This window comes from Bacillus hominis (assembly GCF_018332515.1).
Classification (GTDB): domain Bacteria; phylum Bacillota; class Bacilli; order Bacillales; family Bacillaceae_G; genus Bacillus_A; species Bacillus_A hominis.
On the sequence record NZ_BOQD01000147.1, the window covers coordinates 1 to 14,049 of the forward strand.

General features: G+C 36.9%; 12 protein-coding genes and 1 riboswitch. All 12 genes read right to left on the reverse strand.

Annotated elements, in window-relative coordinates:
* Window positions 1-86: 86 nt before the first annotated feature.
* Window positions 87-188: riboswitch (purine riboswitch) on the reverse strand.
* 204 nt (window positions 189-392) lie between these two features.
* On the reverse strand, window positions 393-2,777 hold the full coding sequence (locus KI356_RS15395) for a DNA translocase FtsK (RefSeq protein ID WP_002121712.1): 2,385 nt from the start codon (window positions 2,775-2,777) through the stop codon (window positions 393-395).
* Window positions 2,778-2,990: 213 nt separating this feature from the next.
* On the reverse strand, window positions 2,991-3,194 hold the full coding sequence (locus KI356_RS15400; protein WP_002088064.1) for a YlzJ-like family protein: 204 nt from the start codon (window positions 3,192-3,194) through the stop codon (window positions 2,991-2,993).
* A complete protein-coding gene (gene tepA, locus KI356_RS15405) occupies window positions 3,191-3,940 on the reverse strand; it encodes a translocation-enhancing protein TepA (RefSeq protein WP_212935831.1) in 750 nt (249 codons plus the stop codon). Before tepA ends, KI356_RS15400 begins: the two co-directional genes overlap by 4 nt.
* A gap of 102 nt (window positions 3,941-4,042) precedes the next feature.
* Window positions 4,043-5,713 (reverse strand): ribonuclease J, encoded by a 1,671-nt coding sequence (locus tag KI356_RS15410; RefSeq protein WP_002121721.1) that lies wholly within the window; start codon window positions 5,711-5,713, stop codon window positions 4,043-4,045.
* 605 nt (window positions 5,714-6,318) lie between these two features.
* Window positions 6,319-7,197 carry a 4-hydroxy-tetrahydrodipicolinate synthase gene (gene dapA, locus KI356_RS15415; protein ID WP_128281248.1) on the reverse strand — a complete coding sequence of 293 codons (879 nt, stop codon included), beginning with the start codon at window positions 7,195-7,197 and terminating at the stop codon, window positions 6,319-6,321.
* 11 nt (window positions 7,198-7,208) lie between these two features.
* A complete protein-coding gene (gene dapG, locus KI356_RS15420; RefSeq protein ID WP_105585429.1) occupies window positions 7,209-8,441 on the reverse strand; it encodes an aspartate kinase in 1,233 nt (410 codons plus the stop codon).
* 23 nt (window positions 8,442-8,464) lie between these two features.
* Entirely contained in the window at window positions 8,465-9,511 is a 1,047-nt protein-coding gene (gene asd, locus KI356_RS15425; RefSeq protein WP_002121729.1) for an aspartate-semialdehyde dehydrogenase, read from the reverse strand.
* A 151-nt stretch (window positions 9,512-9,662) separates the two neighbouring features.
* Window positions 9,663-10,262, reverse strand: a complete 600-nt coding sequence (dpaB, locus tag KI356_RS15430) for a dipicolinate synthase subunit B (protein WP_212935832.1) — start codon at window positions 10,260-10,262, stop codon at window positions 9,663-9,665.
* Window positions 10,259-11,161 carry a dipicolinic acid synthetase subunit A gene (dpaA, locus tag KI356_RS15435; RefSeq protein ID WP_128281209.1) on the reverse strand — a complete coding sequence of 301 codons (903 nt, stop codon included), beginning with the start codon at window positions 11,159-11,161 and terminating at the stop codon, window positions 10,259-10,261. The genes dpaB and dpaA overlap by 4 nt, the downstream gene beginning before the upstream one ends.
* Window positions 11,162-11,426: 265 nt before the next feature.
* Window positions 11,427-11,678: a YlmC/YmxH family sporulation protein gene (locus tag KI356_RS15440; RefSeq protein ID WP_128281208.1), complete on the reverse strand. Its 252-nt coding sequence runs from the start codon at window positions 11,676-11,678 to the stop codon at window positions 11,427-11,429.
* 135 nt (window positions 11,679-11,813) lie between these two features.
* Window positions 11,814-13,055 carry a M16 family metallopeptidase gene (locus KI356_RS15445; RefSeq protein WP_212935833.1) on the reverse strand — a complete coding sequence of 414 codons (1,242 nt, stop codon included), beginning with the start codon at window positions 13,053-13,055 and terminating at the stop codon, window positions 11,814-11,816.
* Between the two features lie 86 nt (window positions 13,056-13,141).
* Window positions 13,142-14,041: a polysaccharide deacetylase family protein gene (locus tag KI356_RS15450; protein ID WP_128281206.1), complete on the reverse strand. Its 900-nt coding sequence runs from the start codon at window positions 14,039-14,041 to the stop codon at window positions 13,142-13,144.
* Between the last annotated feature and the right edge of the window lie 8 nt (window positions 14,042-14,049).

Sequence of the window (14,049 nt, forward strand, 5' to 3'; positions counted from 1 at the left end):
ACTCTTTATTCCATAAAAAAAACTTTGCACCATAAACATTTCTCATGTAGAGAAAAAGTTCGGCACAAAGATTCCTTACATCCTTTGTTACACACTTTTCCCCTCATAGTCTAGCAATTCATGGTTGCCAGGTAGAAACTTATGGACCTTATTTCCAAGATTATATGAGGCAGTGATTCTTTTCGAAGTAATCTTACCACTTGCTCCCATATGTGTCAACAGAATTCAACATTTTTCTACATTAAATATCGAACGTTTCGAAAAACAAAACGATAAGCATTCGTATTCTAAAGAGCTACCTGTTATGTAAGCACTTTCTTTTCTAGTGACTATAGTATATAACAAAAACAGCATATAAAAAAGCCTAATTGTAAAAACAATTAGGCTTTTTTTTAAGAACTTTTTTCTTGCACATCTTTAATGAGTACTCCCCTTGGTTTACTACCTTCATAAGGACCTACTACACCATTCATTTCCATGGCATCAATTAAACGAGCTGCTCGCGTATATCCTACTCTAAATCTACGTTGTAACATAGAAACAGACGCTGTTTGCATTTCTACTACAAGCTGAACCGCTTCATCGTATAATTCATCTTCTACTTCCTGCTTTGTTTCAGGAACATCTTGTGGAATCATATCCTCTTGATATTGTGCTTTTTGCTGCGCAATAACAGATTCTACGACTCTCTCAACTTCATCATCTGATAAAAACGCCCCTTGTACACGAACAGGTTTCGATGCACCAATTGGTATGAACAACATATCTCCACGACCTAACAACTTCTCTGCACCACCACCGTCAAGAATCGTTCGAGAGTCTGTTTGGGAAGATACAGCAAATGCAATACGCGATGGAATATTCGCTTTAATAACACCCGTAATAACATCAACTGATGGGCGCTGAGTCGCAATAATTAAATGAATACCAGCAGCACGTGCCATTTGCGCTAAACGCATAATTGCATCTTCTACATCAGAAGAAGCAACCATCATTAAATCAGCTAACTCGTCCACAATTACTACTATATACGGCAATTCAGGTTGTTTCGCTTCTGATTGACTATTATGTTCTTTAATATGATCGTTATACCCTTCAATATTACGCGTACCGCTATGCGCGAACAATTCATAGCGACGCTCCATTTCACTCACAACTTTTTTCAAAGCCTGTGACGCCTTTTTCGGATCAGTTACAACCGGTGTTAATAAATGCGGAACACCGTTATATACATTTAACTCTACCATTTTCGGGTCAATCATCATTAATTTTACTTCATGTGGTTTCGCACGCATTAAAATACTAACGATTATTCCATTAATACATACACTCTTCCCACTACCAGTCGCACCAGCTACTAATAAATGGGGCATTTTATTTAAACGTGCCAATACAGCCTCTCCTGTAATATCACGTCCAAGACCAATTAATAACTTCTCTTCTGGGTGGTTATTCGCCTTTGAATCAAGAACTTCTCTCAGCGTTACCATAGAAACTTCTGAATTTGGAACCTCAATCCCTACAGCTGATTTCCCAGGAATAGGTGCTTCAATACGAATGTCTTTCGCTGCTAAAGCAAGCGCTAAATCATCACTTAAACTAACAATTTTACTTACCTTTACTCCCATATCAGGATACACTTCATATTTCGTAACCGCAGGACCTCTATGTACTTTTGTTACTTTCGCTTTCACACCAAAACTTTGGAATGTACGTTCCAATTTACGAGCATTTTCATAAATTTCCGCATTTTCATTTGTAACTTGCTTATTTTGGGGAAACTTTAATATATCAAGCGAAGGAAGCTTATAATCTTTATTTTCCACATTAGAAAATTGCATAGGAGGTGCTTTCGTTTCACCTTCTAGCGATTCAACAATTTTTTCTCCTCGTTTCTTTTGAGGTTGTTCTTCTGGCGTAGGCGGAACTGCCTCTTCAATAAACGGAGGAGTGATTAAATCATTTTCTTCTATCTGCTTTTCCGTCTCTTCACTTACTGGATAATTCTCAGTAAAATTTGAAATAATTGGTGGACCAATTTCTATTTCTTCTACCGGCTCAATAGCTTCTTCTTGTTCAGCAACACGTTCACGCCTCTTGCTTCTTGTTGTTTTTTTCTTTTCAGTTTGCTCGGCAACCCTTTGAGATTTCCAATCTTTATAATCCCCTTGCATGACTTGAAATTGACTTCTAAGAATTCTCCCTACTGGAGCAAGTACTTCTCCAATATGCTTATTTGTTATACAAAGTATTCCAAGAATAACTAAAATAATTCCAATGATATATGCTCCTACTTCGTCAAATAAGAAGTAGCATGTTGCGAACATCAGTGCACCAAACATACCACCACCTAAATGAACACTATCCGGGCCCTTTTTCATTTCAAGGAAGAAGTAATCTTTTGTACTAACAATTACAGAAGTATTTTGCACAGCTCCATCTTTCGTAAGAAGGTTAAATAATGTAATATGACTAAACATTAATATTGCTAGTACAATTAAATAAACACCTATTAGCCGTTTATTTAAAAGGTTTGGCCATCCACGCTTTATTACAAATGCAACAGATAAAGCTATTACACCTAACACACCAATTATGTACCACTCACCAAAGAAGAAGCGAAAAAATAACACAAACGATTTCCCTACAACACCTAGCTGTAAAATCGTAATAATCGAAAGTGCAAAAAGAGTCAACCCGACGATTTCATAATACAAAGTTGGCTTTATCGTACGTCTTGCCTTTGCCTTCGTCCCTCTTTGCTTTTGTTTTGCCATTTCTTCACCTCGTGTTCTAAAAATTAAGTACAACTTCCTTGTAAAAAGCTCTACTTATATGTCTTTCTCTCTATTTTTCAGGTCTTTATATCTTCTATTTTTACACTTCTTGTAAAATGTTAAATAAACAGAAGAAAGCAGCCTACTCATGGCTGCTCAACCGTCTTGTTTTTTATATTATACCATAGCTCCTAAACAAAATCCTTCTTTTTGCTAAAAGGTAATTTTCTGTCCAGGCTCAAACTCTAGGTAGTGAGACGGATTCGTACTTAATACACGTACAATAGAGTAACATTGATTATCCTCCTCAGAAACCACTAATTCCACGCCATTTATATTCACAACTTTTTGGCTTTCGCATTGTGAATAATCGGCCGGATACACAAGTTGCTCTGGCATAATTGTATATAAAATCATTGTAATATTGTCCCTTCTGCATGATTGTCCGTGCGTTCATCAATTAATTCGTTTAATTTTCGAAGTGCGCTACCAATACCACCGACACCATCTATAAGACCATACTTCACTGCGTCTCCACCTATTACATTCGTCCCAATATCTCGCGTCAAATTCCCTTTTGCAAACATAAGCTCTTTAAAACGATCTTCCGTTACTTTCGAATGCTTTGTCACAAATCGAATGACTCTTTCTTGCATTTTATCCAAATACTCAAATGTTTGCGGCACACCTATAACAAGACCTGTTAAACGAATCGGATGAATTGTCATCGTCGCTGTTTCGGCAATAAATGAATAATCAGTTGAGACCGCAATCGGTACACCGATTGAATGCCCTCCTCCTAAAACAAGAGATACAGTTGGTTTTGAAAGCGAAGCCACCATTTCAGAAATCGCTAACCCAGCTTCAACGTCACCTCCAACTGTATTTAATATTAACAGTAAACCTTCAATTTTTGGATTTTGTTCAATCGCGACAATTTGCGGAATGATGTGTTCATATTTTGTTGTTTTATTTTGTGGTGGCAACTGAATATGACCTTCTACCTGCCCAACAATTGTTAAGCAATGAATACGCGATTCATTCATTTGTGGTACATTCGTCTGTCCAAGTTGTTGAATTTTCTCCACTATAGAAGCTTCTTTTGGAACTTCCTTCGGCTCAGCTTCTTTTTCTTCATTTGTATAACGATCACGTTCTGTCATATCGTATCCCCTTTCACTCGTATATAACTATTATTTCTTAAGTTATAAATTTCATTCGATAGGGTTAAAAAAGAAAAAGATCACCTGTAAAGGTGACCTTCTTTATACTTCCATAATAATCGGTAAAATCATTGGCTTTCTCTTCGTTTCTTCGTACAAGAACTGCCCTAATAATTCACGAATATTTTGTTTCAACATAGACCATTCAATTGTATACTCTTTAATTGATTGTTCAACAATCATACGTACAATATCTGTGGATCGTTCGATCAATGCTTCTGATTCACGAACATATACAAAGCCGCGTGAAATAATTTCTGGACCAGAGATTATTTTCTTTTCATCCTTACCTAGTGTTACAACAACAACTAAAATTCCATCTTGAGATAACATCTTTCTATCTCGAAGAACGATGTTACCGACGTCACCTACACCTAATCCATCAATTAAAACATTGCCAGCTTGCACTTTACCAGCTAATTTTGCTTCATCGTCACCAAAAGCAATTACATCACCTTTTTCTACGATAAAGATATTCTCTCTCGTAATACCTACATCTTCCGCTAAATATGCATGTGCTTTTTGCATACGGAACTCACCATGTACGGGTACAAAATACTTCGGCTTCATTAAATTTATCATCAGCTTTAATTCTTCTTGGCTACCGTGACCTGAAACGTGAACTTTTCTTTCACCGTAATAAATAACCTCAGCCCCAGATCTAAATAACAAGTCAATAATTTTTGATACAGATATTTCATTTCCTGGAATTGGAGAAGCTGCAATAATAACAGTATCACCTTTACGAATTGAAATTTGTTTATGAGCCTGCTTCGCCATTCTAGAAAGGGCTGCCATCGGTTCCCCTTGACTACCAGTCGTTAAAATAGCTACCTTTTTTTCCGGGAAATTGTCTATTTCTTGTAATGAAATAACCATACCTTCTGGAACATCTAAATAACCAAGACGTCTTGCAATATCTACCACTTTCACCATGCTACGTCCTACTACCGCTACCTTCCTTCCAGTTTCAGCAGCTGCATCAAACACTTGTTGAATACGATGTACATTGGAGGCAAATGAAGCAACAATAATACGTCCTTCTGAACTATAGAATATTTTAGAAATCTCTATACCAACTTCTTTTTCCGAACCTGTATAACCAGGACGTTCAGCGTTTGTACTATCAGATAACAAGCAAAGTACGCCTTCATTTCCAATTTGCGCCATTTTCCCAAGATCAGCTCCACTATTTCCGATTGGAGTTTGATCAAATTTAAAGTCTCCGGTATATACTACAGCACCTTTTGATGTATGGAAACAAACACCCACAGAATCCGGAATACTATGTGTCGTCCCGAAGAATGATACAGTTGTTGAATTAAACTCTACTGTTGAATTCGAGTCAATTGTTTTTAAGTCTACACGACCTAACATTCCTGCTTCGCCAAGCTTTTCTTGTATAAGTCCTACCGTTAATTTCGTCGCATATACTGGAATAGATAATTTACGAAGCACATAAACAATTCCACCAATATGATCTTCATGACCATGGGTAATAAATAGTCCTTTTACTCGCTCTTGATTTTCTACTAAATATGTAATGTCAGGAATAACAATATCAATCCCAAACATTTCATCTCCTGGGAACATCAATCCTGCATCTACAATAAAGATTTCAGAATCAATTTCAACACAGTACATGTTTTTTCCAATTTCACCTACTCCGCCAAGAGCAAATACTTTAACAGACTCATTCTCTTTTCTCTTCATGTTGTTGCCTGGTTTAAAAATCTTGCAAACACTGATTTCACTAAAATTGCAGAGACACCAGGGGAAACTCTGCAACCACCATATATTCACCGTCCAAGACGAATGTCCTTACCGTTATGCGATATCATGTCCTTGTTAATTTTTTAAACCAGGTTTCACCTCTCTTTCATTATATAAATCAAATATCTTATTCGATATGATATGAAAATTTCATTGAATCATAATTTTTCCCAATTTTGCTAAGCATACCCGTACTAAGCTACTTAGCCATATTATAACTGATACAAGAAATAGAACACAAGTTAAATTATGCGAAAGACAAGAGAAGACGCTAAAGTGAGGCTGTAATTTTCGGGGGGTATCTTCATATCATACTCACTATTTTTCCTACGTAATAAGAGTTTAATGGAAAAATATTCATGTAAATTCTTTACATAAACATGAAACGATATTCACTAAAAAACCTTATCTCTGTACTCAGTTTCTAACTAATCCTACACTCTGCCATCCCCTTCTTATTACAGCATTAACTATAGCTAATTTTCACCACTTACATATAGTTAGTCAAAATAAAAATGACCTAGTTTCACACTAGGTCATTTTTATTAACGAGGAATAGATTGCATTACAGATTGTAACGTTACTCTTTCTTCTTCCGTTAATGGAAGAAGTGGCAAACGTACAGAACCTACATCTAATCCAACCATTTGTAATGCTGTTTTTACTGGTGTTGGGCTTGGCGCCATAAATAGTGCATCCGTTACTTTTACTAGTAATTGATGTAATTTCTGCGCTTTTTTGAACTCTCCAGCTTGGAATGCAGCAATCATTTCTTGCATTTCATTCCCGATAACATGAGATGCTACAGAAACAATACCTTTTGCTCCAATTGCCATAGCTGGTAATGTTAAACCATCATCACCGCTGTATACTGCAAAGTCGTCCGTTGTTTTTTCAATGATTTCTGTCATTGTTAATACATCGCCGCCTGCATCTTTAATCGCAACAATGTTTTCTATTTCTGCTAAACGAACAACTGTATCAACGGAGATTTGTACAATAGATCGTCCTGGAACATTATATAGCATTACCGGAAGCGGAGTGCTTTCAGCGATTGTTTTAAAGTGCTGGTACATCCCTTCTTGACTCGGTTTGTTATAATACGGTGCCACTAGCATAACTGCATCAACACCAACTTCAGTTGCCTTTTTTGTTAAATCAACAGAAGCATGCGTATTATTGCTACCTGTTCCAGCGATTACGGGCACCCTTTTATCGACAACAGATACGACATGGCGATATAACGCTACTTTTTCTTCTGATGTTAATGTAGGAGATTCTCCAGTCGTTCCTCCTACCACGATTGCTGTTGTACCGTTATCAATTAAATAATTTACCAATTTCGTTGTCTTTGCAAAATCGATATTACCGTTTTTATCAAACGGTGTTACCATCGCGGTTGCAATTGTCCCAAAATCTATCATGATCTCACTCCTTATTGTTCCAGTTGCTTTTCTTTTGAAAGCTCAAATGCACTATGTAATGCATTCACAGCCTCCACTAAATCGGCTTCTTTTACAAGAACCCAAATTGTCGTATGACTATCTGCTGATTGCAGAATTTGAATACCTTTTTCCGCTAAAGCTGTGACAATTTTCGCTGTAACCCCTGGAATACCTGCCATTCCAGCACCAACGATAGAAACTTTCGCACAATGCTCTGTCACAGCTGGATCATATCCAAGTTGCTTTAAGACTTCAACTGCACGCGCTGATACACTATCATTTACTGTGTAAGCTACACCGGTAGGAGAAATGTTAATTAAGTCCACACTAATCCCTTCATTAGCCATTTCTTTAAACACATGTTGTTGTAAATCATATGCAGTTTCTTTTGCAAGCACTTTAATTTGCGTTACGTTTGACACATGGGCAATCCCTGTAACAGGACGTTCTTCTACATCCTGCCCTTTTGTGGCACCATCATATGCCGCAATAAGCGTACCTTCACTATCAGAATACGTAGAACGTACACGAAGTGGTACTTTTGCATGCATCGCGATTTCAACCGCACGCGGATGAACAACTTTCGCACCTTGATAAGCCATGTTACAAATCTCGTTATATGTTACAGTTTGAAGATGACGCGCATCTTTTACGATACGAGGATCCGCAGTCATAACACCTTCAACATCTGTGAAGATATCGATATATTCAGCATGAAGCGCAACACCTAATGCTGAAGCTGAAGTATCACTACCTCCGCGGCCAAGTGTTGTCGTATCTCCATTTTTCGTTTGCCCTTGGAATCCAGTAACGACGATAACATCTACATTTTCTAACTCTTCATGTATACGATCGCAATTCATTTCAATAATCTTAGCATTCGTAAAATCACCATTCGTTACAAAACCAGCTTGTGCACCATTTAATGCTGCTGCTTTTATACCATTCTCATTCAACATGTTAGAGAAAACAATCGCTGAGATTAATTCTCCGCATGATAACAATAAATCTTGCTCACGTTTAGAAATATTAGATTCCTCTTGATTTACAAGACTTAATAACGTATCAGTTGCATACGGTTCACCTTTACGGCCCATTGCTGATACGACAGTAACTACTTTATAACCAGCAGCTAACGATTTTTTTATATGGTGAAGCGCATGCTTACGCCCATTGTCATCACGTACTGATGTACCACCAAATTTTTGAACAATAATTTTCATATTTTGCACCTTCTCTTAGCCGTTTACACTAATTGTAATTTTACTAAGCGCTCTGCAATTTGAACAGAATTCCATGCAGCGCCTTTTAATAAGTTATCAGATACGACCCAAAGATGGAATCCTTTATCATTATTTAAATCTTTACGGATTCTTCCAACGAATACTTCGTTTTTACCTACTGCAGTAGCTGGCATTGGATATAACTGCTCTGCTGGATTATCTTGCAGTACAATACCTTCTGCATTTGCAAGTAAGTTTTTCATTTCTTCTACTGTTACGCCTTCTTTATCTACTTCAATGTACACAGACTCAGAATGACCTGATACAACTGGTAAACGTACACATGTCGCAGCTACTTCTAATTCAGGCATATGCATAATTTTTTTCGTTTCATTAATCATTTTCATTTCTTCAAATGTAAATCCATTATCTTGGAATTTATCAATCTGTGGAATAGCATTAAAAGCGATTTGGAAATGCTTTTCGTCACCTGATACAGGTAAAACATTCGCCTTTACTTCTTCACCATTTAAGATTGCTTGTGATTGTTCATGAAGTTCTTCAATAGCTGCCGCACCAGCACCTGATACAGCTTGATATGTGGAAACGATTACTCGTTTTAAACCATATTGCTGGCGAACTGGCTCAAGAGCTACTACCATTTGAATTGTAGAACAGTTTGGATTCGCAATAATACCATTATGTTCTTTTAAATCATTTTCATTTACTTCAGGTACAACAAGTGGCACGTTTTCTGTCATACGGAATGCACTTGTATTATCAACAACAATTGCACCGCGCTTTGCTGCTTCTGGCGCTAATTGTTTCGATACAGATCCACCAGCACTAAATAGTGCAATATCTACTCCTTCAAAAATTTCAGGAGTTGCCTCTTGAACTGTAAATTCTTCGCCTTTAAATACAAGTTTCTTACCTGCAGATCGTTTAGATGAAAGTAACGTTAACTTCCCAATTGGAAATTCTCGTTTCTCTAAAGTATTTAACATTTGTTCACCAACTGCGCCGGTTGCTCCAACTACAGCGACATGAAAAGTTTTTTGCTTTTCCATCACTATGCCCCTTTCTAGATACCAATCCTTCTATAAACTTAGAATTAGAAGGAGCTTACAATGCCCCTTCTAATCTTAATAACGTTAATTTTATCATATTCTACAGTAAGAATGATGGTTTCATCAAAAATTGTCCGTTTTTTTTCGTTTTTTAATTCATATATCTGAATTTTTCTACAACAACAGGTTGTAATTGTTTCCCTTGTAATGCTTCTAATACTGTATCTTCAAGCAGCTCCATACGAGCTACCATTGAGTTCGGTTTTTTCTCTGGTGCGTCTTGGCCAAATGGTACGAAGTAGATGTTTTTTGTCGCCATTAGGCGCATGAGATTTATCCCGTTTAACCCCAACGCATCATTCGTCGAAACAGCTAACACAACAGGCTTTCCATTTCTAAGCGTTGCTTTTGCTGCCATTAATACTGGAGAGTCTGTCATCGCATTCGCAAATTTACTCATCGAATTTCCAGTTAAAGGAGCAATTACCATGCAATCTAGTGGGATTTTCGGTCCGAGTGGTTCTGCTCCGACAATTGAATTAATTGCTTTAAACCCTGTTATTTCTTCGATCTTTTTAATCCATTCTTCCCCTTCGCCAAATCTAGTATTTGTTGATTGGACAGTATAAGAAACAACGGGACGTACTTCTGCACCTTCTGCAATTAACTTCTCTAAATGTGGCATAACTTCTTCATACGTACAATGTGAACCTGTAAATCCGAAACCAATTCGTTTCCCCTTCAAACTCATTTCTCATCCTCCTCCTTTGCGATTGCATCTGCTATTAATAACTGAGAAAGAACATTCGCTAATATTTGTCCTGCTGTTTTCGGTGCAACAATCCCAGGAAGACCGGGTGCTAATAGTGCCTTCACTCCACGCTTCTCCGCATAGCGAAAATCCGTGCCACCTGGCTTAGAAGCTAAATCAATAACTAACGTGTGCGCTGGCATCCGCGAAATTACACTTGCAGTTACAACGAGATGTGGAATTGTGTTAATAACAATATCGATATTGCCTACTTCTTTCTCTATGTCTTGCATATAAAAAGGAGAAAACATCATTTCTGTAATACGAGCAATATGTTCCGAACGTCTCGCTCCAACTTTGACATGTGCTCCTAATGATTGAAAGGCTCTTGCAACACTCATACCAGTTCTACCAAATCCTAAAACCATTACATTCGATCCATGAATTGTATAATCAGTATGTTGAATAACCATCATGAGTGTACCTTCTACAGTTGGGATAGAATTATAGATTGCAACATCATCACGATCAAATAGTTTTACAAGTTTTCGATTTGTAGTAGATACGAGATTTTCCAAGTAAGGTGTACCAATGCCTGAATATATAGTAAAGTTTTCTGGCGTCTTTTCAATTTGTTCTTTCGTTATGGAAACTTTTTCATTTGAAAAAATAGTATCTACTTCTCCTTTGGCATTCGTCCCTGCAACCGGTAAAATAATCGCATCTAAAGTAGTGAAATCTAAATCTTGTATACTTTCTTTTGCTGCCCCTGTGAAGCCATGGTCTAACTGTTCAAACCCTATTAATGAAAGTTTCGCGTCCAGTTCGACTAGCTTGCGAATTACTTCTAGCTGCCGTGCATCTCCTCCTATGACAGCAATATGCATCTCAGTCAACATTCCCTAATTCACCTTCTTTTTCTTTCATTTATAAGAAAAATGCCTACTTTTTCTTTTTCCTCCACATCATATGTAATGTACGAGTTTGAGGTGATTGAAAAACAAAAAGTACACGTGATTTATCTTCTTTATCCCGCTATTTGCGAGGAGTAAGACTCCCACCTCAAAATTCGGCTGCAACAAAGAAGTTAGAGGCAGTCAGGTTGCTCGTAAAAGCCTTCACTTTATATAAAGATAAAAAAAAGACAACCAAAATGGTCATCTTTCACTCCGATCTTGAAGGATTCGTAAGATCGCAAAGTATCATATCATTTCCGACCTTCTTAATTTTGCTCCATTCTACTCTCACTTCTTGCTGTTCTCTTTTAAAACCGCCCCATTTCCCAGCAGGTATAATAAGTGCTTGTATTTGTCCACCTCTCTCATCAATTTCTAAATCTGCATGACCTAAAACTCCCATTTTTTCTGCTCTTTCTAAATCCACAATCTCTTTGCCACTTAATTCACTTAAACGCATTAAATCTCCCCCTATCCTACTTTTCATGAAGGTTACCCTATAATAAGTACCTATTCTGCATATATAAAAAAAATAACCGTATCTCATATAAAAGAGATACGGTTATTTCCGAAAGCGAATGAATTGCAAAACCGATTAAAGTTTCATTCCTTTTGGCAGTTTTCCATCTGGACTAATAAGTGCCGCAGAGAATTCATCAGTAAACATATTGCGAATTAACTCGTCTACATTTTGCTTTGTTACAGTGTTTACACTTTCAATAATTTCATCAAGAGAACGATGTTTACGAAGAAGCAATTCGTTTTTACCATTACGGCTCATACGACTATTCGTACTTTCTAAACTTAACATTAAGTTTCCTTTTAATTGTTCTTTACTATTAACAAGCTCTTTTTCTGTAATACCTGTATTTTTCAACGTATTTAACGTTTCTTGCATTGTTTCATACAGTGTATCTAATTGTTTGCTACCTGTCCCACCATAAAGCGTTAACATCCCTGTATCTTCATAAGAAGAGTGATACGAGAATACTGAGTACGCCAATCCACGTTGCTCACGTACTTCTTGGAATAAACGGCTACTCATACTACCGCCTAAAACATTATTTAATACAATTAAGTTATAAATATCTTCGTGTCCCATTTGTAAGCCTTTATATCCTAAACATAAATGAGCTTGTTCTGTTTCCTTCTTACGTGCTACTTTATTGAAATGGAAAATTGGGCTATGTACTTGTTCACGATTTGTTGTTCCTTCGTAACTACCGAAATATTGCTCTACAGTTTGTAAAAATGCTTCATCAATATTCCCTGCAATTGATACAACAACATTTTCAGGTGTGTAATGATCTTTTATATATTGACGTAACGTATCACCTGTAAATGTTTCAAGCGTTTCTTCTGTTCCTAGAATAGGGTATCCAAGCGGATGCGTTTCATATGTTGCTTTCGTTAACATATCGTGCACAATATCATCTGGCGCATCTTCGTACATTTTTATTTCTTCACATACAACATTCTTCTCTTTTTTCAGTTCTTCCTCATCAAATGTTGAATTAAAGAACATATCTGCTAAAACATCTAACGCGTATTTAGCATGCTCATCTAACACTTTTGCATAGTAGCATGTATATTCTTTTGAAGTAAAAGCATTTACTTGTCCACCAATGCTATCAAATGATTCTGCAATCTCTCTTGCACTTCGCGTTTCTGTCCCTTTAAAGAACATATGTTCCAAAAAGTGCGAAACCCCATTATTTTTTTCATTTTCATTTCTTGAACCTGCATGGATCCATATACCAATCGCAACCGAGCGTACAGTTGGTATATTCTCCATAACAATTCTTACACCATTTTTACAAGTATATTTTTTAATCAAAAACTTTCCTCCTAATGCCAGTTTCTCTAAAAAATTGCTATTATTTAATGATAACAAGTTTAGAGATGAATGTCATGCAAATGTATTTAATCCACACGTTTTTCATCTAGTAATTCTGTAATATTCCCTACTTTATATCCTTGTTCCTTTAAATTTTTAATCATAGTATCTAGCGCTTCTGTTGTAGATGACGTAGGATGCATTAGCACAATAGCACCTGGATGTATTTTTCGCATTACTCTCTGCAGTAGCACATCCGGTTCTGGCCGCTTCCAATCAATTGTATCTACAGTCCACATAATCGTCCCCATTTGGAAATCATCCGCTATTTTTACTACCTCATCCCGAAAGCTTCCGCTTGGCGGAGCAAACCATCTCACTTTCTGATTTGTAGCTGCTTCTATCATTCGATTCGTTTTTTGTAATTGATCTCGTATTTCCTCTGTAGACAGCGTTTTCATATTAGGGTGTGTGTAAGAATGATTTCCTACTTCTTGATTTGCATCGACAAGCATTTTGGCCAATCGTAAGTTTTCTTTCACCCAGCGCCCTTCTAAAAAGAAAGTCGCCTTTACATCATGTTTTTTCAATATCTCTAGTATACGTGGCAAATACTCATTACCCCAGGCAACATTAATTGTTAATCCCACCATTTTTTTATTTGGATGTCCTCGATAAATGGGAGCTGGTGGTAAATCTTCTAAGTGAACACTTGGTGATACTTCCTTAAATTCAAGTTGTTTTTGATCAAACTTCTTGATTTTCTTCATATTATTATAGGACGCTTCTATATCCACTTGTTTTCCATTATACCCAGGCGTTGCCTTCCAAATCTTATCAATCATCGCATTTTGCGGCATAATCTCGTACTGTTTTGCATGCTTTTGAATCTCTTCATACAAGTTATCCTGCGCAAAAACGGAATAAGAACCAAAACCCACATATAAAGAAAATATAAATATGTATGCTAATATTCGAGCTTTCATATAAACCC

Coding starts and splice junctions, on each gene's coding strand:
- KI356_RS15395 (WP_002121712.1), bottom strand. CDS start 2,777: ATGGCAAAACAAAAGCAAAGAGGGACGAAGGCAAAGGCAAGACGTACG.
- KI356_RS15400 (WP_002088064.1), bottom strand. CDS start 3,194: ATGATTTTATATACAATTATGCCAGAGCAACTTGTGTATCCGGCCGAT.
- tepA (WP_212935831.1), bottom strand. CDS start 3,940: ATGACAGAACGTGATCGTTATACAAATGAAGAAAAAGAAGCTGAGCCG.
- KI356_RS15410 (WP_002121721.1), bottom strand. CDS start 5,713: ATGAAGAGAAAAGAGAATGAGTCTGTTAAAGTATTTGCTCTTGGCGGA.
- dapA (WP_128281248.1), bottom strand. CDS start 7,197: ATGATAGATTTTGGGACAATTGCAACCGCGATGGTAACACCGTTTGAT.
- dapG (WP_105585429.1), bottom strand. CDS start 8,441: ATGAAAATTATTGTTCAAAAATTTGGTGGTACATCAGTACGTGATGAC.
- asd (WP_002121729.1), bottom strand. CDS start 9,511: ATGGAAAAGCAAAAAACTTTTCATGTCGCTGTAGTTGGAGCAACCGGC.
- dpaB (WP_212935832.1), bottom strand. CDS start 10,262: ATGAGTTTGAAGGGGAAACGAATTGGTTTCGGATTTACAGGTTCACAT.
- dpaA (WP_128281209.1), bottom strand. CDS start 11,161: ATGTTGACTGAGATGCATATTGCTGTCATAGGAGGAGATGCACGGCAG.
- KI356_RS15440 (WP_128281208.1), bottom strand. CDS start 11,678: ATGCGTTTAAGTGAATTAAGTGGCAAAGAGATTGTGGATTTAGAAAGA.
- KI356_RS15450 (WP_128281206.1), bottom strand. CDS start 14,041: ATGAAAGCTCGAATATTAGCATACATATTTATATTTTCTTTATATGTG.